The 25,175-nt window shown below is 59.2% G+C and carries 19 protein-coding genes and 2 pseudogenes; 9 read left to right on the top strand and 12 right to left on the bottom strand.

Annotation, left to right across the window (positions count from 1 at the left end; all coding sequences use genetic code 11):
• Positions 1-66: 66 nt before the first annotated feature.
• Entirely contained in the window at positions 67-3,093 is a 3,027-nt protein-coding gene (locus OKW39_RS24350; RefSeq protein WP_429563898.1) for an ankyrin repeat domain-containing protein, read from the bottom strand.
• 955 nt (positions 3,094-4,048) lie between these two features.
• Here OKW39_RS24350 and OKW39_RS24345 point away from each other — a divergent pair.
• Positions 4,049-4,924, top strand: coding sequence for a cyanophycinase (locus OKW39_RS24345; RefSeq protein ID WP_429332387.1), 876 nt, complete (start codon positions 4,049-4,051; stop codon positions 4,922-4,924).
• 247 nt (positions 4,925-5,171) lie between these two features.
• The gene (locus OKW39_RS24340; RefSeq protein WP_429332388.1) at positions 5,172-5,996 is read left to right on the top strand and encodes a cyanophycinase; all 825 of its coding nucleotides are present in this window, start codon (positions 5,172-5,174) and stop codon (positions 5,994-5,996) included.
• Positions 5,997-6,023: 27 nt separating this feature from the next.
• On the opposite strand, the gene OKW39_RS24335 is transcribed toward OKW39_RS24340, so the two are convergent.
• From OKW39_RS24335 to cphA, 3 genes are all read right to left on the bottom strand, one after another.
• A complete protein-coding gene (locus OKW39_RS24335; protein ID WP_429332389.1) occupies positions 6,024-7,718 on the bottom strand; it encodes a transglutaminase domain-containing protein in 1,695 nt (564 codons plus the stop codon).
• A 149-nt stretch (positions 7,719-7,867) separates the two neighbouring features.
• Complete coding sequence (locus tag OKW39_RS24330) at positions 7,868-8,200, bottom strand: hypothetical protein (RefSeq protein ID WP_090811465.1); 333 nt, start codon at positions 8,198-8,200, stop codon at positions 7,868-7,870.
• 119 nt (positions 8,201-8,319) lie between these two features.
• Entirely contained in the window at positions 8,320-11,118 is a 2,799-nt protein-coding gene (gene cphA, locus OKW39_RS24325; RefSeq protein WP_429563897.1) for a cyanophycin synthetase, read from the bottom strand.
• 1,504 nt (positions 11,119-12,622) lie between these two features.
• On the opposite strand from cphA, the gene OKW39_RS24320 reads away from it, so the two are divergent.
• The 7 genes and pseudogenes from OKW39_RS24320 to OKW39_RS24290 form a co-directional block, all read left to right on the top strand.
• Positions 12,623-12,841 (top strand): hypothetical protein, encoded by a 219-nt coding sequence (locus OKW39_RS24320; protein WP_090811471.1) that lies wholly within the window; start codon positions 12,623-12,625, stop codon positions 12,839-12,841.
• Positions 12,842-13,037: 196 nt separating this feature from the next.
• Positions 13,038-13,346: a hypothetical protein gene (locus OKW39_RS24315; protein WP_429332392.1), complete on the top strand. Its 309-nt coding sequence runs from the start codon at positions 13,038-13,040 to the stop codon at positions 13,344-13,346.
• Positions 13,347-13,502: 156 nt separating this feature from the next.
• On the top strand, positions 13,503-14,639 hold the full coding sequence (locus tag OKW39_RS24310) for an IS110 family transposase (RefSeq protein WP_090812128.1): 1,137 nt from the start codon (positions 13,503-13,505) through the stop codon (positions 14,637-14,639).
• Positions 14,640-15,687: 1,048 nt separating this feature from the next.
• A complete protein-coding gene (locus OKW39_RS24305) occupies positions 15,688-16,485 on the top strand; it encodes an alpha/beta hydrolase (RefSeq protein ID WP_429332393.1) in 798 nt (265 codons plus the stop codon).
• 3 nt (positions 16,486-16,488) lie between these two features.
• A complete protein-coding gene (locus OKW39_RS24300; protein ID WP_429332394.1) occupies positions 16,489-16,830 on the top strand; it encodes a hypothetical protein in 342 nt (113 codons plus the stop codon).
• A gap of 112 nt (positions 16,831-16,942) precedes the next feature.
• A pseudogene (locus OKW39_RS24295) lies at positions 16,943-17,212 on the top strand (DDE-type integrase/transposase/recombinase); the annotation flags it as partial.
• 218 nt (positions 17,213-17,430) lie between these two features.
• A pseudogene (locus OKW39_RS24290) lies at positions 17,431-17,939 on the top strand (IS66 family transposase); the annotation flags it as partial.
• A gap of 100 nt (positions 17,940-18,039) precedes the next feature.
• On the opposite strand, the gene nirD reads toward OKW39_RS24290, so the two are convergent.
• Genes nirD through OKW39_RS24250 form a run of 8 tightly spaced genes read right to left on the bottom strand, consistent with a single transcriptional unit; the run spans position 18,040 to position 24,529 of the window.
• A complete protein-coding gene (nirD, locus tag OKW39_RS24285) occupies positions 18,040-18,360 on the bottom strand; it encodes a nitrite reductase small subunit NirD (protein WP_090811477.1) in 321 nt (106 codons plus the stop codon).
• A 1-nt stretch (position 18,361) separates the two neighbouring features.
• A complete protein-coding gene (locus OKW39_RS24280; RefSeq protein WP_090811480.1) occupies positions 18,362-18,730 on the bottom strand; it encodes an SUF system Fe-S cluster assembly protein in 369 nt (122 codons plus the stop codon).
• A gap of 8 nt (positions 18,731-18,738) precedes the next feature.
• Positions 18,739-19,194 (bottom strand): Fe-S cluster assembly sulfur transfer protein SufU, encoded by a 456-nt coding sequence (gene sufU, locus OKW39_RS24275; protein ID WP_429360580.1) that lies wholly within the window; start codon positions 19,192-19,194, stop codon positions 18,739-18,741.
• Positions 19,191-20,444 (bottom strand): SufS family cysteine desulfurase, encoded by a 1,254-nt coding sequence (locus OKW39_RS24270; protein WP_429563896.1) that lies wholly within the window; start codon positions 20,442-20,444, stop codon positions 19,191-19,193. Before OKW39_RS24270 ends, sufU begins: the two co-directional genes overlap by 4 nt.
• Positions 20,441-21,763 carry a Fe-S cluster assembly protein SufD gene (gene sufD, locus OKW39_RS24265; protein WP_090811485.1) on the bottom strand — a complete coding sequence of 441 codons (1,323 nt, stop codon included), beginning with the start codon at positions 21,761-21,763 and terminating at the stop codon, positions 20,441-20,443. Before sufD ends, OKW39_RS24270 begins: the two co-directional genes overlap by 4 nt.
• Positions 21,760-22,551 carry a Fe-S cluster assembly ATPase SufC gene (gene sufC, locus OKW39_RS24260; protein ID WP_429563895.1) on the bottom strand — a complete coding sequence of 264 codons (792 nt, stop codon included), beginning with the start codon at positions 22,549-22,551 and terminating at the stop codon, positions 21,760-21,762. Before sufC ends, sufD begins: the two co-directional genes overlap by 4 nt.
• Before the next feature lie 29 nt (positions 22,552-22,580).
• Positions 22,581-24,029 (bottom strand): Fe-S cluster assembly protein SufB, encoded by a 1,449-nt coding sequence (gene sufB / locus OKW39_RS24255; RefSeq protein WP_184052581.1) that lies wholly within the window; start codon positions 24,027-24,029, stop codon positions 22,581-22,583.
• Complete coding sequence (locus OKW39_RS24250; RefSeq protein WP_429360576.1) at positions 24,026-24,529, bottom strand: SUF system Fe-S cluster assembly regulator; 504 nt, start codon at positions 24,527-24,529, stop codon at positions 24,026-24,028. The genes sufB and OKW39_RS24250 overlap by 4 nt, the downstream gene beginning before the upstream one ends.
• Positions 24,530-25,175 lie beyond the last annotated feature (646 nt).

Below are 25,175 nucleotides of genomic sequence, written 5' to 3'. Positions count from 1 at the left end.
CCGCCCGGATCGCTGAGCGAACGACAGTTGATGGGCCGAAAGCCGCCCCAAAGAAATATCGGCAAGTCAACCCTTCTTTCGTCTTTCGATTTCTTGTTTCACACGTTCGATTTCAAGCCGTTTAGCTTCCTTTGTTCCCCATCGCGGTGCTCTGTTCTGGGTGGCTTCGGCGGCTGCACGAATGCGTGCTTTGGCAGCAAGTTGGTTGGCTCTGCGTTCGTCCAGCTCCCTGATTTTGGCCGCTTGCCGTTCGGCGAAGCGTTCAGCCGCGATGGGTGTGGTTCGTTCAGGTAGTCCAGCAAGGACCACAAGCTTGTCGATATTGTCCCAGGTGCTGATCCAGCCGTCGTTGTAGGCAAACTCGCTAATCAACGGGAGGTTGAGCGCCGTGTAGATCGGGACCCAGTTTTCTTCTTCGCCCTGGCGGCGACGCACAGCGAGTTTGGGATTGAACTGGTACCGCCCGGTGGATACGCGCAGGAACAGGGATCTATTGTAGGCATAGTCTCTGTCGATTTCGTTCCTCGCCAGCACGCCAGAAAGATGCTGGCGCCTGTTGCGCTCAGGCCGCGCGATGTTAGCGGGTAAGTGTTGCCAGGCATCGAGGATGATTTGGGTCTGGAACGCGCTGTCTGTATTGCCTCGTATCTTGCTGAATCGTGCTTTGAACAATACCCACAGGGTCTGGAACAGAAAGTATTCAGACAGATGCCGGTCGATGCGGACCAAGCGATCGCCCGCTCTGACATCAATGCAGGGCGGAGCCAGGCATTCATAGATTGCCGCCAGCGGGCCAGCAGCGAACTTTGCATCGCCAAATGCCTGACGCAAAGCCCAGTGCAGGGCATTGTGACCATAGTGATCGACGGCATCGCGGTCGGCACCGCGCTCCAGCAGGGCTTCCACCAGCGCCACGTTTCCTGCAGCAGCTGCGGCCATCAGCGGCGTCTGGTTCATTGGCAGACGATGATCGACGCCATGCTGGTCACACTGCCTGAGGATGTCCTTGAAGCGGTTGGCGAAGAAAGGGACGTAGCTCTTGCGGGCGAACACCGCGCGCTGCTGATCAAAGGTTCGTGCCTGCTCGAATTTCGCCTCGACTGCCAGCCACTCGGCGAGCTGCGGTTCATCGAAGCAGGCGGCATAGTCAAAGAGTTGCTGCTTGCCCTTGTTGCCCGGAGACTGCTCGCGGAAGACCTTGATCAGCAGTTCCCTGACCTTGGCCTCATCGAACACCGGCCACGGCACCGGGACCTGCTTCAAGATGGTGCGGCGGATGGCCTCCGCCTGCTCCTGCTTGCCCTGCAGTTCAAGTTTGCGTGCTTCCTTCTGCCAGTCTTCGAGCGTGGATTGCCTGGCCTCGATCCTGGTCTGGCCGACGATCAGATCCAGCAACCCGAACAGATCATGCCCTGTGTCCGACTCGATCATGTAGATGTTCTTGATGGCGCGCGTCAGCGCTACATACAGGGCATTGACGAAGAATTTATAGACTTCGAGCGACTTGTCACTCTTGTCTTTAGCGCGTTTGTAATCCAGTGTCTCGACCGCCAGATCGGTCTTGGCGATGCCCTCGACAATGTCGTTGAACTCGCCCCGGTGATCCGAGATGAAACGGTAGAGCACGATGTTCTCGTATTCGAGACCCTTGGCTTCGTGGATCGAGAACAACAGCGGCGTGGCAAAGTGCTTGCGGGCGTCGGCCTTGTCCTCATCGCGCATTACCAGGACGGCGAACTGGGCGGATTGGCGAATCTTCTGGTCCAGTTCGCGCTTGGTGGCGTCCTTGTCGGGTATCAGCGTAACCTGGCCGGTCTCGCCGCCGACGGCCTGGACCAGGAAGTTGCTCTCCCGGTCGATGGAGCCGAAGCGCCGCTGCTTGATCTTGAGCAACTGATTGGCAACGCGAGTGGCCTCCAGGCCGTTGCGAAAGTTGGCCGTTAGCACGCGTAATTCCTGCCGCTCGGCCAGTTTCGGGTCCTTCCAGAACAGGCTCTTGACTTGGCTCCAGGAAAAAAAATTGGGATGGACGATCTGGTTGGAATCCCCGCAGAGCATGAAATGGCCAGGCTTCTTGATGGTTTTCAGCACGAGCGCGAGTTGCACGGTGGTGATGTCCTGCACCTCGTCAATAACCACGAAGTCGTAGCGCGGCGCAGCCAGCGCTTGCCAGTCCTGGGCGACCAGATTCAGGTCGTAGAGCTTTGCCTCGGCCAGCCAGGCGCGATACTTCTCAAACAGATTGTAGAGTTGGTCGCGCCGTTCTACGGGAAAGATCGATTGACGCACCCCCAGTGCTTGATACTCGTCGCGCGACAGGACACCGCCCGACCCGGCGGCAATCACGCCGCGAATCTCCTCGAAAGCCTGGTGGGCATCGACATCCTTGAAGTTCTGCCGTATACGCGAGTACCAGCCCGCAAAGTCGCGCCAGCTAGCCTCGCGTCCTGCCGGAACGCGGATCGACTCGACAAACTCCCGGTAGGACAGAAATACGGCATCCTGAGCGCCATGCTCGAAACCGTTGGCGTAATAAAGGTCGCGGGCGCTCTGCGCCAGGAAGGCGGAGTGAGTGACGTAGAGGACCTCACCTTCGGCATGCTTGAGCTTTTCAAGCGTCAGTGCGGTCTTGCCGCTGCCAGCGCTGCCGACGACAACCAAGGGAGGTGGCTGTCGGTAAATGGTCTCCTGCGTGTCATCAAACGAGATCGGTTTGTCGAGCAGGTGAATGCCGGTACGCTCGGGATGAAGGTAGCGTAGAGCTTGCGCCTCCCTGATGGCGTCATCAGCGCTGATGTCTGGAATTTTGCTCTCGTCAATCGCCGCGCCGCGCAGGAAACGTGACTTATCGTAGGCGTGATTGGCGATCACTTCCAGCATCAGTGCGCAGACTTCATCCCCGTGGCGCACCAGCGAGAACAACAGCCGGTCGGCGTCATCCAGCTTCGCCCGGTAGAACTTGCCGTGGCTCAGATTGGCGAGCTTCTTGACTTGGGCAGCCCGGAAGTCGTGGCGGGCGATGGCCGCGGACACCTTGTCGTAGCTGGCCTTGACGCGTGAAGTGTCGAGGCCTGTGTATTCGAGAATCTTCATGAGGCGATGAGGACAAGTGCAAGAGCAAGAATTCTCTCATGGCCGCCTGGCCTGCCAACCTCTATAGCAAGTTTTCCGGTCATTCCTGAACGGCAGTTATCCGACCTGGACCGGACGCCCTACGACAGGGTATTTCCTCATGCTGAATGACCGGTTCGAGCCGTCTACTGCCCGATACGCTTTGGCTCATGTCGACCCGATCCGGCCACTGGATCCCTCGCCCCTTCAACGGCAGCTTCCAGGACTCAACGGTGATCCGCGCCTTTGCGTCGGCGGGCAAGTAGGCCTTTCCTTTCCGAACGGTTGCGGATCGCCGGCAACGATCGACCGGCGCCGTGACGTCGACGTCCACTTCCGAAAATACTGAGGGAGCACTCCCGACCCAATAACAGTCACGCTTGCCGCAAAGAGCAGCGGCCGAATGTGTACAGAGGATTTGCCCCGGGTGGCTGGCGTTTGACTGATCTGTCGGGTACGTCGGCTGGTAACAGACGAATTGCGACGCTCCGGCGCCAAGCGACGCCTGCAATACTTGAGTCGATGCGTCAGCATCGCACCACTTCGGTTCAAATATGCACTTATTGCGTGCATATGCTATTGACGCGCTTCCGCGGCGGGCCGAAGTTCTCGCGAGCTCGTTCGCAATCGCGATGTGCGCCAAGGGTTCGCACCAACCCATGCGGACAAAAACGTTGGTGCATTTTTTGCTTTAAAATATTGTAAGGTGTGGGCAGGCGCAGATCTTGTGTGACGCGAGGAAGATGCAAACCCTACCTGTCCACTATTGCTGCAGGCTTCAGGTTCGCGGGTTGCTTCACAGCGCCCACGAAGGTGCTGCCCGACCTGATTCAGCACGGTTGTGGCGCTGCTCGAATCATCGGGCAGATAGCTGCGATTGTCGTGCCTAGGGCGGACCGCCAGGTCGCCGGTCAAGCTTTGAGAAGGAGTGAATGGTATGCGTTCCGGAAGATCGCCGAAGGGTGCCGCGCGAGGCTTTATTATCCCTATTGGCGGCGCGGAAAATCGGGTTCAGAACCCGGTTATTCTGCGCCGTTTCGTGAAACTTTGCGGTGGGTCGCGCGCGCACATTGCGGTCATCCCCACTGCCTCCTCGCTGGATGACACGGGGGATCTCTATGAGTCGGTGTTCCGCGATCTCGGCGCTGACCGAGTCAGTATCCTGCCATTCAAGACACGCCGCGACTGCGAATCGGACAGATACCTGAAGGTGCTCGATCGCGCCGACGGGGTCTTCATGACCGGGGGCGACCAGGTACGCCTCGCCGAGATGCTGAGCGACACGCCGGCGGCGGAGAAGCTTCATAGCCGTAACGCACACGGCATGCACGTAGCCGGGACCTCGGCCGGGGCCTCCGCCATGTCAGCTGCCATGATTGCCGGGGGGAAGAGCGGGGCCACGCCCCGCGCCGGGATGGTCGACCTGGCACCAGGCTTGGGGCTCATCAGCCGTTTTGTTATCGACCAACACTTCGGTCAGCGGGATCGGCTCGGACGCCTGCTCACGGCAGTGGCTTCCATCCCGTTTGGGGTGGGCATTGGGCTGGACGAGGATACGGCTGCGTTCATCGGTCCAGACGAAATGCTGGAGGTGGTAGGTAGCGGCGGCGTCACCATCATCGACGGGTCGAATCTGCGCAACTCTGCAGCTGATTCCGTTCGCCATGACGACCCGGTAGGCTTGACCGGAATACGTCTGCATATCCTGGTTGATGGCAATATGTATCATCTCGGGACGCATAGCCTGGTAGGCGGTACGTTGTCTGCGCGGAGTTACGTCCCCAGTGGATCGAACGCTACTGCTCTGATCTGATCGGCTAGAAGAGGCAAAAGCGGATCATCCACGAAGCGGGGCAGCGCGTATTTGTGCTGCCCCGCTCCACGTTCCGGTTGCCGATATAAAATCGCATATCATGCGTCAACCCCTCGAAGACGGGAAGATAAGACGTCAGCTGATTCAAGCTTGGCAGCCACAAAGCTCCGGCCGGAAAAGTGGGTTACGTGGTGGCTGCACGAGACTTGGGCTACTTCAAGATTTGGCCACTCTATCGGAGTGAAAGTTGAGTCGTGCAAAGGCGCCCATTGGCGGTACACGAGGCTTTATCGTCCCCATCGGGGGCGATGGAAGGCTAATACGAAACGCTGCCATCCTGCGCCGCTTCATCGAGATTTGCGGCGGCTCCCGCGCGCATATCGGCATCATCCTTACGGGCTCCGCGACCAAGGACGCCGGCCGCCGTTATGAAAGGGCGTTCCGTGATCTGGGGGGGGATCGGGTCAGTGCCCTCAAATTTGAGACCCGAACCGACTGCGAGGCGAAGCGAAACCTGGACATGCTCGATATTGTCGACGGGCTTTTCCTCACGGGGAGCGACCCGGTCCATCTTTCCGAGACGCTAGGTGGTACTTCGATGGCGCAGAAAATTCGCAACCGGAATGCACACGGTATGCACGTGGCCGGCACCTCCGCTGGCGCAGCGTTCCTGCCCGGGCAGATGATTGCGGCCGGTGAGAGTGGCACTACGCCGCGTGCTGACATTGTTCAATTAGCGCCGGGCTTGGGCCTGATCGAGCGGTTGATCATCGATCAGCACTTTCGCCACCAGGACCGTCTCGGGCGTCTGCTCATGGCCTTGACTTACAACCCACTTGCCATCGGCATCGGCCTGGATGAAGACACCGCCGCCTTTATCGGTCCGGATCATAGGCTGCAGGTTCTGGGCAGCGGCGGCATCACCATTGTGGACCCCTCCCAACTGCAACACTCCGCCATACATCCGGATCGCCGCCATGCCCCAGTAAGCGTAGTTGGCCTGCACCTAGACATACTGGTTGAAGGCAGCCTGTATGATTTAACAGCGCATATGGCGAGCATAAGGAGCTAATTTCGCATTCATCCCGTCAGGGAGCGACTAGTGCAACGAAGCCTCCCGGAGAATCTTGATCTGAATGTCAGGTACAAAAAAGTCCGAATACATCAGATCGTTACCGACCTTTTCCCAGGAGTCGGGCCTGCATATCTCGCACATCTTTTCCGTCCTGCTGTTTTCTATATAGATCCACGACAGAGCGCCAAAAAACCTTTCGTGCCTTTCCGGCAGATTGTCCGATGAGCTTTCCATAGGTACCCATCCTACCGCGGGGACATAGAACTCTACCCACGCATGATCATAATCCGGCACACAGACCGAGTTGACCCTTGCATATCTCAGTTTGTACTCGGGAACCTTGAAATCCCCGACCGGCCTGCATGCCACCCCGCAAAGCCTCATTAATCCTATCAACAGCTCCATGTACTTCCCGCAAGTCCCTTCGCCGCTTCTCAAGGTCTCAACGGGACTTGTATACGTGTTGTTGTAGCGGTACGCCAATCTGCTATAAACATATTCACGCACGGTTTTCGCAATCTTGACTACATTTCCGCGCTCTTTTCTCGGGATCGCCGAAATCAGGTCCTCAGCAATGCGCCTTAACTCTTGCCTATCCATATCGTACCTGAGCTCTTTCTTAAGAAATCGTGTCTTAATTTCCTCTGGATAACCTGAATCCGGGGCATTCAACTTGAACCTTATCCCATATAGTTCAATTACGGCGCAGTAGCCGAAGTAACGGCGTTCTTTATCAAGCTCAACGCCCCTGAAATCGAATTCCGCAATCTCGTTGCCGCTTTCGTCCCTTCTTATAACCCCAGGAACATCTCCAATAATTTTTACTGATTTCACCTTCTGCCTTCGCGTCTCGACCGGAATCGACAACCTGACGCACATCTTGACGCCCTTGATCCTCTCCAGAATATCATGGACAGGCTTGAGCATTTCGGCATAAGAAAATTCCACTTCGTAACCATCCGAAAGCCCGAAATTTCCAGCCATACCAAGCCCAATTATTTTATAATCAAGTTTCTCTATAAATCCATCTGAAATGTTCCGGTTGAGTTTTATGTTTGGACTGTTGTCGACATCCGGCTTCGCGCTCGCATCATCAAAGACGTCCCAACTTTTCTGATTGTAGTATATATAGATGCCAGATCTTTCTATATCTGATGTTTTAACTGAAGCTATTCCACACGCCCCCTCATGGGGCGTCGTCAGCGATGCCAAATGAGTCCCGTCAAGACTGTATATATAAATGGCCCGACTAATGTCACTCAATATGAAGAGGCGATCCCCATGCAAGGTAATGTCGTTTATTCTATTGCCCACATCCACTGACCGTATTGGCCGATCCCCATCCAGAATGAACAAGATCCCGCTACTGTCAGCCACGTAATATCTACCCTCTTTCCAATATAGACCGACAACATCTTTTGCCTCATTGATTGTGATGGTGTCCATAACTTCATAGACCATCCCATTTTCTATCCCGATCGCATAGATTCTATTAAAATGCGAATAATTTATAATGCCATCCGGTCGCATAAATATGGCGCCTGCCCCGTTGAACTCGTTGAAGCTCCTGAAGTTGACAACACCTTGAAAGAATCCCGTCCGAACGTCAATTTTGCCAAGAGCCCCAAGCTCCGGATCTACGACGAAGATCGCATCTTCCTCGTTGCTATCTATAGAGGTGATGTTCTTTGCAAAAAGCGGCTTTATCGAGGTGACCACAAATCCCCCGGATCCTTGTGATCGATGAGGTACGGGCCGGGCATAGCCCGACCCATTCTCTCCAAGTCTTGTCGAAGCGGCGCTTGAGACCGCAACAGAACTCCTTGATGGTGTGCGCTGCGCCTTTTGCGCACAAGCCACCAAGATCGCTAATGCTGCCGGCCTCTCGACGTTTCCCTCTCCCTGCCTCTGAGGTCTTCTCGCTCCCTGCCTCTGAGGTTTTCTCGCTCACTGTCTCTGAGGTCTTCTCGCTCACTGCCTCTCAAGTCTTCGTGCTCACCACCTCTCAAGGCCTCTTGAATAAAATCGGCAAAGTCCGAGAGGTGCCTTAGATTAGAATCCAAGGAATTGCGCGAAGACCCGCACATTGCTTCATGACGTATCAGGTCCAAGGCGATTTCGACGGCCATCCTCCGCTTCGAGGAGGCATCCAGCGTGTCGTCGTTATCGTTGTAGAGAAGAAATTTCTGTTTCTCATCCATTTTGACTCTCCAAGGTATTCCATGAAGGATGGACTTCATGCGTCATCCGCCCTGAAGCCCTGTCACCAGGTCAGCCTGCGACCGCCTGGCATATCGTCGTAACCACGGCGAAAACTCATTCAGTCTTCGATCTCTCGCGCCAACCGCACGCCGCGCTCGTCACGGATGATCTCCATGCTACTACTCTCCCACTTGAACCCGCCTAGGTCGTCCAGACGGATCCTGGCCGGGATCGGCCTTCTGTCAATGGCGTGCCCTGTTTGCGGATTCGGCCTGAAACGCACGATCTGCTCCCAGGCACGGGTGTAGTCTTCGCTCAACAAGAGGAGCAAGTCGCCAGGCCCGGCCATTTCGAGCGCCGACTGATTCGCCGTCTGCTCATCGGCTATGACCTCGATCTGCTCTGCCCCGACTCCATTCTTGCGTAGTGACTCTCGCAGCATTTCCGGCACTTCAAGGTGATCCCGCCCACGCGAGTCACTGTCCCTGTGACAAATGTAGTGCTCAAAGTGTCCCGCCGCGATACGGCCGATCTCCAGGATGTCCTCGTCACGGCGGTCCCCTGGAACCGTCAGCGAAACGATCTTCGCACGCTCGGCTCCCAACCGGTCTACCAGGCCGCACATGGTTTTCACGGCCGCGGGGTTGTGGGCATAGTCCAAAATCACCCTGAAGGGGTGCTGATCGTAGATGTTCAGGCGACCGGGGGTCTGGAGGAAGGTGTTGTCAAAGGTGCGTAGACCACGGCGGATGCTCTCGAGATCGATCCCGAGGCCGTGGGCGAGGGCCGCAGCGAACATCGCGTTCTGCACATTGTGGAGTGCGAGTCCCTGCACCGTGGCCGGGATCACATGAGTCCACAACAATGGAAAACGGTGACCGATGTCCCACAGGCAGACCATGTGGCCGTTTATCTGTTCCTCCAGCACGACCGCCACGCCTCCCGCCTGGACGTGCTCATTTACCAAAGGGTGACCAGCATTCATGGTCACGTAGCCCAAGCGGTTTGCGTGGCTATGATCCGCCATCTTCAGGCACAAGGTGTCGTCAGCGTTGAGGACGGCCATCTCCTTCGCCACCTCGATGACGATGCGCTTGACCTCCGCCATTTGCTCCACGGTTTCGACCCCGCGCAGACCCAGGTGATCGGCGGTCACATTGAGGCAGCCCGCAACGCTGCATTCCGGATAGCCCAGCCCCCGCCGCAGCAGGCCGCCCCGGGCCGTTTCCAGTACGGCGGCATCCACGGCACGGTCCGCAAGAATCATGCGGGCGGACGTCACTCCGGTCATGTCACCCTTCACAGTCAACCGTCCGTCGACATAGATGCCATCGGTTGTGCCCAAACCCACCGTGTACCCCGCCAGCTTCATGATATGAGCGAGCATGCGTGAGGTGGTGGTCTTGCCATTGGTGCCGGTAACGCTGGCAATGGGGATGGTGCTGGGAGCACCGGGTGGAAACAGCATATCGATGATGGGTGCGGCAACGTCCCTGGGCGTGCCTTCAGTGGGCGCCAGATGCATCCGTAGACCCGGGCAAGCATTCACCTCGCACATGGCCCCGCCGGTCTCACGATATGGCGCGGAGATATCCGTGGTAATGAAATCAGCTCCCCCGACGTCCAGGCCGATGGCCCTGATGGCCCGGACGGCCATCTCCCGGTTGTCCGGGTGCACGCTATTGGTAACATCGATGGCGGTGCCGCCGGTGGAAAGGTTGGCGGTGGCACACAAGTAGACGATCTCGCCCGCCACAGGCACCGTCTTGGGACCATAACCCTTGTCAGCAAGGAAGCGTTCTGCCACGCCGTCGAGCTCCACGCGGGTGAGCACGTTTTCATGTCCCGCACCCCGGCGTGGATCCTGGTTGACCTCTTCCACCAACTCCTCGATGGTGTGAACGCCGTCGCCCAACACATGTGCGGGGATGCGTCTGGCAACTGCCAACAATTGATCATTGACGACCAGCATGCGGTAATCAGACCCCGGTATATAGCTTTCGACGAGCACTGCCTCGCTGTACTCCTGAGCCCTCTCAAAAGCCAGCTCCACCTGCTCCGAGGTAGTAACCTCAACGGATACTCCCTGTCCGTGATTAGAGTCCAATGGCTTGATCACAACGGGATAGCCGATCTGTTCCGCACCATGGACGGCGTCGCGGGCGCTATAGACCTTGCGCTGCCTCGGCACCGGCAGGCCCGCGTCACGCAGGATCCGGTTGGTCTCCCCCTTGTCCGAAGCCAGGTCTACTGCGATTTGACGGGTCTCGCTGGTGAGCGAAGCCTTGATGCTTTTCTGGAAGCGACCGTAGCCGAGCCGTATCAGGCTCCCGCGGTTTAGGCGCGTACATGGAATCGCGCGCTTCATGGCGGCGCTCACCAATGCGGCAGTGCTAGGTCCAACGTCGCAACTCCGCGCATAACGGATGAGTTCATCCAGTTCATGTTCAAAGTCGAAAGCGTCATCGAAGTTCCGCTCCGGCTTCAGCTTCAGGTCTTCAGGAAGGAGGTGCTCGAGCAGGGCCAGGGAAAGGTCTCCGGCTTGCCGACCGACATCCTCGTCCAGGTATTCGTAGACTATGTCGTAATGCCCGCGCGGCCCAGCGGCGCGCGTCTTGCCGAAACTCACATCCGAGCCTGCCACCTTCTGCAGTTCGATCGCTACGTGCTCCATGACATGGCCCAGCCACGTTCCTTCGCCTTCGACCATGCGCCGCACGAACCCACCGGGGGCTTGATAGGAACAGCCATGTTCCCGAAGGCCGGGCAGATAGCCAAGGAGACGATCGATGAAGCCTTGGCCGAGGCGCCCGGTTGGCCACTCTTCAAGCACCCCCAGATCGATGGTGTACCGAATGACCGGGAAATGGGCATGAATATTGGGTCCTTGATAAGCGATGAGTGACTTGACTTCCATTTCATGACCTCCTGCAGTCTCGTTTCAGGTCATTGGTCTCCAAAGCCGCCGAAGTCCCTACAGCCATGGCCTGATCTGATGCGGTTGTGAGGTAGATGGGAGACGAAATTGGGGATCGTGCACGCCAGCACTGTCCGGCAAGCCGCAAGCACCAACGTGACTCGACGGGCCTTCGCTTCGTTTTCATGCAGGGAATGGACTCGGCCAAGATGGCAGAACAGCGTCGCCACGAAACGACTCCGCCTTGACAGCGCGTTGCCGAGATGAGCAGCACTAGCCTTCTTTCTCATTGGTCCTGACCTGGTCCGCTCGATGAGCGCGAGGACCTGACTGGACATGCTGCAGGGTGCCTTCACGTCGTGCTCCTGGCCGGTGGTAGATGTGTTAAACGGTCACCCACACCCTAACGCTCCAGCGTCATAACCTGGAACTGGTCGAGAGTTATTACAGGTAAGACGCGTGCCACTTTGTAGTCGTCGCAACAGAGACGCACTCATGGGTGTTCCAGGCACGATGAATGCCCGGAACCATCTCCGACCGATCGGCCACTTTAAAAATAGAGGCATTTCCAGATAAAGCAACATCTCTTCCGTAATTTTCTGCCCGACATTTGAGATCTTGCCGAATCCGAACGCCTATCGGCTCTCAGGAGCAAGGGACCTCGGCGAGTAACTGTCCTTGCGTCACGGCGAACGTGGCCCAACCGAGGAACCACAGATTGCCCGCGCACCGTTGCTCCATGGCAGATGATTCGCCTGAACAACGTAAGTCAGATCATCCACCATCGTCCACTTCGGCGTGTCGGGACCGAGAGTCTCGTCCGGGCCGATCGCTCGATCGCTCGAATAGGCTGGCGGTTCCGCAAAGCCGACAAGAGAGTGCGATTAGCGACCACGCACATTAGCAACCACGCACGAGTGTCTGGAATGGCCGATGAAGCAACGTTCATCCTCGCGAATGGAATGGCCGCTTGTGTTTAGGTTTGTAGGATGCCTGCCCTTGACCGTGCACATGGGCGCGCGCCACAGGAGCGTGCGGGCAGGCGTCGTACAAACCTAAACAGTTGGTGTGAACGCGTACTGTCGGCCATCAAGCGTCATTCGTCCGTTCCGTCACGCAGACATTCAGACGGCGGGTCCGCCCCCGCAAACGGCCATTCGATTGCCATCGGGCGGACGTTGCTTCATCGGCGTAGGCCGACCGGATCGGCGGTAGGTAGCCCAAGAGCGGTCGGTCGACATCGACGTCCGGATCGTTGGCAATCGATGCGCACCCGTATTCGGATGGAGCGTTCCCATGCGAATTCTCGTTGCTGTCCTGCTCTCGCTGGTCAGCGAGCTTTGCTGTGACTGCCTACGATGTACATATCGTTCTTAAAGCGTTTTGGGCCGAAGAGTCGCAGCCCCAATTCATCTTGGCAGAGTGACAGAGCGACCTTGGCGGTGACAACGAGGTCCACCTCGTCCAACGCGACGACGATTAGGGCAATCGTTTGGAGACAGCCATGCATTTCGACTACCAACAATTCCACATCGACGCGTCACCTCTTGATGAAGGCGGCCGCTATTACGCTCGCGCAAAGATCTACCGGCGCGCCTCGGCGAGTGGCGATGCCGTCGAGGTAAAGTATTCGGGCGACCTCGGCGATTATCCCTCCGACGCGGATGCTATTGAGGCGGCGCAGCGTTGGGCGATTCAGTGGTGCGACGAGAACTCCGCTTAGGCTTCACTATCCAGGTCCAGGCTGTCCCGAAGTATTCGCCGCACCCACCAGACATCCAGTTCGGGGGCACGCGTCAGGCGAGAGCGATACGTGCAGCAAGGGCTGACAACGGCCCTCACGACCGGTCTTGCTGATCCCCGGCAAAAGAAGCGGCGCATAATGCACACATCCCTTTGTCAGGATGATGGAGGTAGATGTGACAACTTTTGCTATCGACGCCGTTCGCATCAACCCGACGAACGACAGGTTTACCCATGTGCGTTGGGCTCCCGTCGATCCGGCGACGCGTGAATGGCTGTCCCCCCCGGCGATTGTGGAGGTGGTCGAAGTCGTCGCCGCGATCCGTCGGGGAGATGTTGTTTGGTCCCTTTTTACGCTTGGTGGCACACGGTATCTCGGGCCAAAAATTGTGTCTGTCTCTCACACCGACGGACACGCCGGGATCGACACGGATGTCCCTGGCGATCATGTCGAAAAATGCATTGACGATTTGCCGCACCTTTGACGGCATACCTTTGAGGCCGTCGGCGATCGGACTGTGAAAGGTCTGGACGGGTCGGTAAGACTCGTTGATGGACGGAGAGAGATGCTATGTGGGACTACCCAAGCCAGACCCGTTTAGCTAAAACGGAATTTCCAACCCTGTGCAAAGGAGACGGAAATGTCGGCGACCCAGACAGTCCCACAAGGCAATGATACGGCGATCCAAGTCCAGCTCTACATGAGCTTCGAACTCGGCGACAAGTCGTGGAAGTTGACGGCCAGCGATGGCCGGCGCGGCCCGAGCCGTTTCAGCGTGCACGCCGGCGACACGGCTGCGGTGCTCGACTGCGTGCGCCGCGCCAAGGAGCGCTGCCAGCTCGAACCGCAGGCCCCGGTGCATTCGTGCTATGAGGCCGGCCGCGATGGCTGGTGGCTGCATCGCTGGTTGAGCGGGCAAGGCATTGACAACCTCGTGGTCGACCCGGCGAGCATCGAAGTGAACCGACGCGCCAGACGGGCCAAGACCGACCGGCTCGACGGCGACAAGCTGCTGGTGATGCTCAGGCGCCACCACGCTGGCGAGCGCATCTGGTCGGTGGTGCACGAGCCCACGCCCGAGCAGGAAGACGCGCGCCGCACGCACCGTGAACTGGCCCGGCTGAGCCAGGAGCGTACCGCCCACACGAACCGCATCCGCTCCCTGCTGGTGCTGCACAACCTGCGTGTGCCGGTCATCGTCGGCGGGCGCGACTGGGCGGCGTGGTGGGAGCGCCATCGCGAGCAGGTGCCGCCGGTGTTGCGCGGCGAGATCGAGCGCGAGAGCGCGCGGCTGGCGCTGGTCAGGCAGCAGCTCAAGGTGCTGGAAGCGGCGCGGCGCCAGGAACTGGCCGAGGGCAAGCATCCGCTGGTGGCGCAACTGGCACGGCTGCGCGCGATCGGCCCCAAGGGCGCCTGGGTGCTGGTCAAGGAAGTGTTTGGCTGGCGACGTTTCGCCAACCGGCGCGAGCTGGCCGGCAGCCTGGGGCTCACGCCGACACCCTACGACAGTGGCGGCAGTCAGATCGAGCAAGGCATCAGCAAGGCGGGCAACAAGCGAGCGCGCACGATGCTGGTCGAACTCGCCTGGCGCTGGCTGCAGCTGCAGCCCGACAGCCTCCTGACCCAGTGGTTCAACCGGCGCTTTGCCGGCGGCGGCAAGCGCATGCGGCGCGTGGGCATCGTGGCGTTGGCGCGGCGCCTGGCTATCGCGCTGTGGCACTACCTCGAGCACGGCGAGATTCCGGCCGGAGCCTCGCTCAAGCCGGCAGCTGCCTGAAATTCCGGGCAGCACGGGTACCACGCAACGCCTTCGCACGCAACACGTCATCATGATCCAGGGTCGACGCGCCCGGAACGTCGGCGGGTCACGGCACCCCGTGACCGTCTCGCAGAGATGGGGCGCGCCCATAACCGGGGTTTGCCAGCGCGCCTTGCGCGCATGCTGCATGAGGTGCAGGGTGTTGGCGCCCTGCACGGATAGAAGTTCGTTCGGGCACTGGCTCGAACGCTCATCACACCCCGACCCCGGACCAGGATGGCACAGCCATGTCGCGCCAAGGCATCACGCGCTCAACAACCTACAGGAGCCACCATGAAATCCAAGCCCTTCACGTGATCAAAAACGGCTTGACATACAAGTCCCCATAGAAGCTGACATTCGCCGACGCCAGTTTGTAAAAGTCAGCAAAGCGATACGCGACAGCCGCACCGATTTGATCGGCGAACGTCGGCTCAGGCCGATGACCCACCCGTAGCCTTTCCGCGACGAAAGTCCGCTTCACTCTTCAAAGAGCCATTGATGCTTCGACATGCCGGAAGTCGGCTCTGGGTCGGCAAGACTCATCCATCCATGACTTGGCTGACATTCATCGGCACCGGGTTGCGAAGGTCAGCAAAGCGACCTGCTGCCGCCGCACGCTGCCCGATCGGCAACCGACCGCTATGGCCGAAGTGTACGCGACGGTTATCAGGCAGGTCTTCTGGAGAACCAGCCATCCGGATGACGGCTTTGAGGATAAGGGGGCCGGATTCGCCCGATGAGAGGTGCGCCAAAAAGCGGGCGCACGAGCCGGGACGTAGCATTGTTTCGCACGGCTAGCGTCGGTCGCGCTCGATTTCAGTCTGTTCTGGGCTGCTTCGTACGGACCAACCCCGCGCCTGGTCGCGTCGCTCGGAAAATATCGAGGGTACAAGGCAGGGAGATACTCTCCGTACCATAACTTGGACGCCCACATCCTGACGACACGCCTGAATATGAGCGGTGGCGACCGCGCGCTAAACTGGGTGTGTGCTATCGAAAAGTTCGGTGGGTCGAGCGCAAGACGATGAAATTCACCCGAATGATGGTCGGCCTCGCCGTCGCGTACATGACCGTGTTAGCCGGAGTCGCCATCTTGCAGGATCGTTTTCTCTACTTCCCTCAGAAGGCCGCAATCGAGGAGGTCACCTCCGGCGGACTGCGCGCCTGGCCGACACCTGAGGCGTTCAGGGGCCTCGTGGCGGAGCCGGCCGGGTCCGCGCGCGCCACGGTCATCGTCTTTCATGGCAACGCGGGGCATGCCGGCCACCGCTCATTCTATGCCGCGGCGCTCACCCGGCTCGGGCTGCGCGTGATTCTCGCCGAATATCCAGGCTACGGGCCGCGCGCCGGGGCGTTAGGCGAAGCGAGTTTTGTCGACGATGCTCAACAGACCATCGCGCTCGCACATCGCCTCTATGGAGCGCCGCTCCTGCTCATCGGCGAATCGCTTGGGGGCGGCGTGGTGGCCGCAGCCGGCTCGCGTGAACACGACAAGATCGCCGGTTTAATGATGATCACGCCATGGGATCGGCTCGAGCACGTCGCCGCTTATCACTATCCGTGGCTGCCCGTGAAGTGGCTGCTGCGCGACCAGTACGACAGCGTGACCCATCTGGCGTCGTTCGACCGCCCGATTCTCGTCGTGGTTGCGGAACGGGACAGCATCGTCCCTACGCGCTACGGCGAGGCGCTTTACAACTCGCTGTCCGCACCGAGAAACCTCGTGGTGGTGAAGGCGGCTGACCATAACGACTGGATTGGCCACGTCGACGAAACCTGGTGGCGGGAGGCGACCGACTTCCTTCTCACGCCTTTGCATTGAAATATGAAGACGCCACCGGTCCCGTCCAGCTCGGAGCGCATCTATGTTCTCGATGCGAAGAACAGGCCTGTCGAGGTGTTCGACCACGGCGCGTGGTCGCGCTGGATGACGGAAAACGAACTGATCTTCCGCCGCACACTGCTGGACGACTACGGTGTAACGGTCACGACCCGCTTCCGTGGTGTGTCCAAACCGAAAACCGAGGAGGCTTTGCTGTTCGTGACGCGCGTCGCCGGAATGCAGGCGCAAGACAACAGGAGCTACGGAGCAAGTACGCTCGATGAGGCGCTGGAGCAGCATGAGCGGATCGTGCAGAAAATCCTCCGGATAATGACAGGGCGGTGACCATCACAGCACGACGATTCTGCGGAGCCGTAACCCCAGGGAGTCGTCCATACATGGTGAAAACGGCGCAAGCGAATCGGTTAGAGTGTCCTGCTGAACGAATAGAGAGCCGTCGTGGCGTGTCGATGAAACGTAGCTGAAGATCCGCGGCAGGTGGGTGTAGGTCTGCCGGGCGGTGAATCGGGCCGGCCAGACAGTTGACTTCATGCTACGTGCAAAGCGCGACGTGAAGGCGGCCAAAGCCTTTTTTAAGAAAGCTCTCAAACATCAGGGCAAGCCGCCGAAGACCATCTCACTGGATGGCTATGCCGCCCCACAACGCGCGGTGCGTGAGATGAAGGTTCGATCCTCGAAATATCTCAATAACCTGATTGAACAGGACCTACCTGTCTAGCCGTGAGGAAACTGATGAGCCGCGAATGATCTGTGGGCTTTACGAACCCTCATTGTCCGATGACGTCGAAACGCTCCTCGGCGAAATGAACCTGGGGAAACTTCAAGAAGGTCTTGTACATAACCGCTGCAGGAAAAGCAGTCGATCACACGACCCCGGGCTTCGATCGCGCTTATTCGGCCGCGATGGACATTTCCCGACAACATGCCCACGCGAGAAGAAAGTTCTACGACATCCACGTGCGCACGCCGTCCGACACAACGCAAAAGGCGCTCGAATATATTGGCGGGCTCTATGACATCGAGGCCTCCATTCGCGGCAAGCCAGCGGCCGAACGGCTGCGAATACGGCAGGAGAGAGCCAGGCCACTGCTTCAAATCTACGAAGCGTGGCTCAGGGCAAAGCTCGAAACGCTTTCGTCAAAGTCCGATGCAGCCAGGGCAATCAACTACTCGCTGAACCAGTGGAGCGCACTGACGCTGTATTGCGAAGACGGTACGCTCGAGATCGACAACAACATCGCGGCGAACGGGCAGCCGCGATGTACGCACTGATCGGAACTTGCGCACTGAATGACATCGATCCGCGCGCCTACCTGGTCTACGTGCTAACCCACATCGCCGACCACAAAATCAATTGCATCGAAGAACTCCTGCCTTGGTGTGTGGCCAACAAACTGCACACGCGAGCCAGTCCGCCGAATCCCGCCACCTGACCGCCAGCTCCAGTTCGCCATCATGCCTCACGCGCGCGCGAATGGACGAACGGCCCAGCTGAGCCGCTTACTGAGAACGAGAGCCGGTCGACAGCGCACCTCAATCCCACCGCTCGTCACGCACCTGAACGACGCCCGCCTCGATCCGCACCGGAAACGCCACCACATCCTCATATGCCGGCGGCGCCAGCACCTTTCCGGTCCTGATGCAAAATCGTGCACCGTGGCGCGGACAGACGACCACGTCGCCTTCCACCACACCGCCAGTCAGGATGCCGCCGTCGTGCGGGCAGACATCCTCGATTGCGTAACAGGTGCCGTCGACGTTGAACACAGCAACCTGCGCGCCATCGACCTCGACGCTGCGAACAGACCCGGCCGGAAAATCCCCGATCGCAGCGACATCGACCCAGTCGGACATGTCAAAGCATCCCCAATTGCAGGCGCGCCGCATCCGACATCCGGTCTCTCGACCACGGCGGATCCCACACCAGTTCAACGTGCACGTCGTTCACTCCGCTCGCCGAGAACACCGCATCCTCCACCGTCGCCGGGAAGGTCTGCGCGACCGGGCAGCCTGGCGCGGTCAGCGTCATGCGGATCCCAACGCGGCCTTCGGCTTCGTCCACGTCAAGACCATAAACAAGCCCCAGATCGTAGATGTTGACCGGAATCTCCGGGTCGAACACGGTGCGCAGTGCATCGATCACGCGTTCTTCAAGACCTTCTGTTGTCGTGCCACTCCCGGGTTGTGCGGCCTCAGCACGCTTCAGCCAGTCGAATGTGCTCATCGTCTGCCTCACTCTGTCGAAACGGGGCGATGCCCGTCGTGCAGCGCGGCGTGGAGCGTATGCCAGGCCAGCGTCGCGCACTTCACACGCTCGGGAAATTCACGTACACCGGACAGCACCGCCAGCTTGCCCATCTCCGGCGCGGCTGTCGCCTGCCCTGCAGCGGGTGTTGTCACCATGTCGTGAAAGCGCCCGAACAGCGCTTCGGCCTCTGCTTCCGTTTTGCCTTTCAGCGCCTCGGTCATCAGCGACGCTGATGCTGTCGCAATTGCACAGCCCGCGCCTTCGAAACTCGCTTCTTTGACGATGCCGTCCTCGATTCGCAGATAAAGCGTAATCCGGTCGCCGCACAGCGGGTTATAGCCCTCAGCCGTGTGATTGGCGCCGGACAGTCCATGACAGTTACGCGGCCGCCGGTAGTGGTCGAAGATGACTTCCTGATACAGATCGCGCAGATCGCTCATTTTCCGAATATCTCCCTGACCTTTCCGAGACCTTCGATCAGCGCATCGATATCCTGGTGCGTGTTGTAGAGGGCGAGCGACGCGCGCACGGTCGCCGGTACGCCGAAGCGCTGCATCACCGGCATCGCGCAATGATGGCCCGCACGCACCGCGATGCCGTGATGATCGAGAATCGTGCCGACATCATGGGCATGCACGCTGTCGAGCACGAACGACAGAATGCCTGCCTTGTCGCGTGCGCTACCGATAAAACGCAAGCCCGGTATCACCCGCAGGGCGGCCGTCGCATAGGCGAGCAGTTCGTTCTCGTGCGCGGCGATGACTTCCATGCCGATGCTGTCGACATAGTCGAGCGCCGCGCCCAGCGCAATCGCGCCGGCAATGTTCGGCGTACCCGCTTCGAACTTCCACGGAATCGCGTTGTATTCCGTTTTCTCGAACGTTACCGATCGGATCATGTCGCCGCCGCCCTGCCATGGCGGCATCGCTTCAAGCAGTGCGGCCTTGGCGTATAGCACGCCAATGCCGGTCGGTCCGTACACCTTATGCCCGGACAACGCGTAGAAATCGCAATCTATCGCGCGGACGTCGACCGGCAGATGCGTGATTGCCTGCGCACCATCCAGCAGCACCGGCACGCCCCGCGCGTGTGCCGCTGCAACGATGCGCTCCACCGGATTGATGCTGCCGAGCGCGTTGGCCAAGTGCGTCATCGCGACCAGCCGCGTACGTTCGCTTAACAAGCGCTCGTACGCGCCGGCATCGAGTGCGCCCGTATCGTCGATCGGCACGACTTTCAGCGCCGCGCCCGTCTGCTCGCAGACGAGCTGCCACGGCACAATGTTCGAATGGTGCTCCATCGCGCTAATCAGGATTTCGTCGCCGGGCTTGATCCGCGGGCGAGCATAACCCTGGGCGACGAGATTGATCGCTTCGGTCGTGCCACGCACGAACACGATCTCCTCCGGACGCTGCGCATTGATGAAGCGTGCAATCTTCGCGCGTGCGGCCTCGAATGAATCGGTCGCGCGCTGCGACAGCAGATGCACGCCGCGGTGCACATTGGCGTTGCTATGCCGGTAGTAAGCGTTTTCCGCGTAGATGACCGAGGCAGGCTTTTGCGTAGTGGCGCCATTGTCGAGATAGACCAATGGCCGGCCATGCACGCGCTCGCCCAGAATCGGAAAATCGGCTCGCCAGTGCTCGACATTGCGCGGATCGGGCGTCTGCATCTGTTCGATCGGCTTCATAGCAACTCCCTGATGCGCTCGCCTTCCGGGGTGCGCGCGAACAGCAGGTTTTCGAGCCGGCCACGCAGCGAATCGATGCGCACACCTTCGACAATGTCGCGCGCAAATGCGTATGTCAGTAGCGCCCGTGCCATGCGCTCTTCGACACCTCGTGCACGTAAATAGAACAGCTGGTTGTCGTCCAGTTGACCGACCGTCGCGCCGTGTGTGCATTTCACGTCGTCGGCGTAGATCTCGAGTTGCGGCTTCGTGTCGATTTCCGCATCGCGTGACAGCAGCAGGTTGTGATTCGCCTGATGCGTGTCCGTTTGCTGTGCATCGCGATGCACGATGACGCGCCCGTTGAACACGCCGCGCGCCGCGCCGTCGAGCACCCCGCGGTAATGTTCGCGACTCGTGCCATGCGGCTCTGTGTGATCGATGCGCGTGTGGTGATCGACGTGCTGCCGGCCCCCGACAAAATAGAGACCGTTCAACGTGGCTTGCGCGTTCGCGGCGTTCAGGCTTGTGCCGATACCAGTGCGCGACAACGCGGCGCCGAACGCGAACGCATGTGAGGTAAAACAGCTGCCCCGTTGCTGCGCAGCGGCGAGCGACGCGATATGAAAAGCCTTCGGGCCCTCTTGCTGCAACCGGTAGTGCTGCACGTCCGCCTGCTCGTCTGCGACGATGCGGGTAACCGCATTGGTCCAGTACGCGTCGCCGCTCAGCCCTACAAAATGCTCGACGATCGTGCAGCCCGAGCGTGCTCCTGCAAGCACGACATTGAACGGCTGCACCGCAAGACCCGCTTCGTCGGTCAGGAACAGGATCTGCAGCGGTTGATCGATGACCTCGCCAGGCGGCAGCACGATGGCAAACCCATCCGTCATAAACGCCGTATTTAGCGCGGCAAAGCCATCTGAATACGCCTGCGAGGCGAATGCCGATTCCAGTTGTTGTGGCATTTCTCTCAACGCCCGGGTGAGCGAGCCCACAAATACCCCGTGTGGCAAACCATTCAGTTTCGACGGCCGCGGCACATGCCGACCGTTGACAAAGACCAGTCGATGCGCGGCAGGGTCCAGCTTGAGTTCATCGATGACGTGCCGCACGTTGCTATCGTCCGTGCGTTGTGCCTTGAAATGCCAGGGACGCTTGCCAATCGCCGACACGTTCGTGTATTTCCAGTCCTCGTGCCGCGTGGTCGGCAAACCCAGCGCGTCGAACTGGTCGAACGCGCTTCGGCGCGCGGCGCGCAGCCATGGAAACTCAACGCCGGGCAACGTCTTCGCGAGTTGCCCAAACTGATGGAAATAGTCGAGAGATTCGTTTTTCATGGATGCCCCGCACTTTCCTCGCTTGCTGTATTTTCTGGTTGCACCGCTTCATCGTCGATCCAACCATAGCCTTTACGCTCCAGCTCCAGCGCCAGTTCACGGGACCCCGACTTCACGATCCGGCCATTCGCCAGCACATGCACGCGATCCGGCACGACGTAGTCCAATAGCCGCTGATAGTGCGTCACGAGCACGATCGCCCGTTCTGGACTGCGCATGCTGTTGACGCCCTGCGCGACAATCTGCAACGCGTCGATGTCGAGTCCGGAATCCGTTTCGTCGAGAATGGCGAGCCGGGGCTCCAGCACGACCATCTGCAGAATCTCGTTGCGTTTCTTCTCTCCGCCTGAAAACCCTTCGTTCACGGCGCGATACAGCAGACTCTCGTCCATCCGCATCAGCGTCATCCTCTCCTTGACCCGCTGCAGAAACTCCATCGCATCGAACTCCGGCTCGCCACGATACCGCCGCTGCGCATTCAGCGCCGCCTTCAGCAGATAAACGTTGCTCACGCCGGGTATCTCGACGGGATACTGGAACGCGAGAAACAGTCCTTGGTGTGCGCGCTCCTCGGGTGCGAGCGCCAGCAGGTCGCGGCCGAGATACGAGACCTCGCCGCCCGTGACAGCAAAGTCCTCGCGCCCGGCCAGCACCTGGGCAAGCGTGCTCTTGCCCGAGCCGTTCGGACCCATGATCGCGTGCACTTCGCCGGCCCTTACATCCAGATCGATGCCACGCAGAATTTTCTTGCCGTCGACTTCGACCTGCAGATTACTGATTTCAAGCATGGTCCGAATCCCTCGCGAATCGCTGTGGGTTATCCCACGGCGCCTTCCAGGCTGACGCCGAGCAGCTTTTGTGCCTCGACTGCAAACTCCATCGGCAGCTCCTTGAAGACCTCCTTGCAGAAGCCGTTCACGATCATCGACACCGCATCTTCCGGCGACAGCCCACGCTGCCGGCAATAGAACAACTGGTCTTCGCCGATGCGTGATGTCGATGCTTCGTGTTCGACCTTCGCGGTCGGGTTCTTGACCTCGATGTAGGGGAATGTGTGAGCGCTGCAACGGTTTCCGAGCAAAAGCGAATCGCACTGCGTGTAGTTGCGCGCGCCTTCCGCCGCACGGCCGACCTTCACGAGGCCGCGATACGCGTTCTTTCCGCGGCCCGCGGAAATGCCTTTCGACAGAATCGTGCTGCGCGTATTGCGGCCGAGATGAACCATCTTCGTCCCGGTATCGGCCTGTTGATAGTGGTTGGTCAGTGCCACCGAATAGAATTCACCGACCGAGTTATCGCCCTGCAGGATCACGCTCGGATACTTCCACGTAATCGCCGAACCGGTTTCCACCTGAGTCCACGAAATCTTCGAATTGGCCTCGCGGCAGTCGCCACGTTTGGTCACGAAGTTGTAGATGCCGCCCTTGCCCGACGCATCGCCCGGATACCAGTTCTGCACGGTCGAATAGCGGATCTGCGCCCCTTCCAGCGCGACCAGCTCAACCACAGCGGCATGCAGCTGGTTTTCGTCGCGCATCGGCGCGGTGCAGCCTTCCAGATAGCTCACGTACGCGCCTTTGTCCGCGACGATCAGCGTGCGCTCGAACTGCCCGGTGTTCTGGGCGTTGATACGAAAGTAGGTCGACAGTTCCATCGGGCAGCGCACGTCCGGCGGGATATAGCAGAACGAGCCATCGCTGAACACGGCGGAATTAAGCGCGGCGAAGAAATTATCGGTGTGCGGCACGACCGAGCCGAGATACTTTCGCACCAGTTCAGGATGATGCTGGATGGCATCCGAGAATGAACAGAACACAATGCCGAGTTCCGCCAGCTTTTCGCGGAACGTAGTCGCTACCGACACGCTGTCGAATACCGCATCCACCGCTACGCCCGCCAGCAGTTCGCGCTCCCTCAGCGGCACACCCAGCTTTTCGTAGGTACGCAGCAGTTCCGGATCGACTTCATCGAGACTCTTCGGACGATTCTTCTGCGTCATCGGCGCGGAATAATAGATTATGTTCTGGTAATCGATCGCCGGGTGTTCGACCGTCGCCCAATGCGGCTCGGTCATCGTGAGCCAGTGGCGATAAGCCGCGAGTCGCCATTCGAGCATGAACGCCGGCTCGTCTTTCTTCACCGAAATGAGCCGGACCACATCCTCGCTCAGCCCGCGCGGAAGCGCATCGGCCTGCAGATCAGTCACGAAACCGTGCTGGTATTCGCGGCTGATCAGTTCATCGAAACCGGTTGTGGATGCGCTCATGCGTGGCCTCCGTCAATCGACTTGCGCGCAGGCGTCGCGCCCGCGCGATGGGTGGAGATACTACGCGCGCGGATCGCGCTGATATCGACTGCGCGCAAGGTGGGGCCCGCCATGTCCGCCAGCGTGACCTGCTGCAACGCTTCGTAAATCAGGCGATTGACCTTCTGCCAGTTGGCTCGCACCGCGCACGCCGCCTCCTGGATACACAGGCCTGGCGTAGTGCTGCATTCGGTCATCCCGATCGGGCCGTCGACGACGGCGATCACCTCCGCCAGCGTGATCCGCGCTGGCGGCCGCGGCAGCAGGTAGCCACCGTTTGTGCCGCGCAGCGACTCCACGACACCACCGCGCGTCAGGACTTTCAGCACCTTTGACACCGTAGGCCCCGCGACGCCGGTCGCCGCAGCAATACTGCTTGCGCTGTGGACGGCATCGGGATCGCGCGCCATCGCAGTCATGATCACCGTGCCGTAATCGGCAAGTTTGCTCATGCGCAACATCGGAACATCTCCCGTTTTAATCAGGACCCTTTTGGTCCAGATTACATCGAAACGAAAACCGCACGTTTGGAGTGAGCGACACTGTCCTGTGTGGGGATTCCTGGCCACGTCGCGAATCGCTTTCCGTTTCGGGAGAAGTATTTCGCGAACGGCCCAACGCCAATTCCATTCTAGACCTGTATATATAACCTTGTCAGTGTATTGGTCTTCGTGACGGACAGCTCTGGCGAGCCACGCTCCATCGACTGCGAATACCCACTCGCCCGACGAGACATCAATTGTTTGATATCCCGAATATCGAAAACTGATTTAAAAGCCGGAATCCGCGTGTTCAGCGCATACATGAAAGCCCGGAATCCACGGTCACCGTTGCCGGTTGTCGCTGTCGGATGAATAATCCCCCGTCAAGATTCGGGCGTTTTACGTGCCCTAACGATGACGGCCCCTTTCGTCCGTGCCTGCATGAGATTGCCCTTCAAGGCGTACAGGCAATTAACAATTTTGCGCCGATAAATTCTGATTATTTCGTTTTCAGAAAAAGTATTTTACGAAGTAAGCGTTTACCCATGATGGATACCTCCTGTTCCAAACGATAGGTGTCCACGAAAGCGGGTCAACTCCAGAAGGTCACATCCGGGTAGGTTTG

Origin of the sequence: Paraburkholderia sp. MM6662-R1, from assembly GCF_050436245.1 — a bacterium.
GTDB lineage: Bacteria > Pseudomonadota > Gammaproteobacteria > Burkholderiales > Burkholderiaceae > Paraburkholderia > Paraburkholderia tuberum.
The sequence above is the reverse complement of the archived record's forward strand: the minus strand, read 5'-3'. Positions and strand labels throughout refer to the sequence as shown.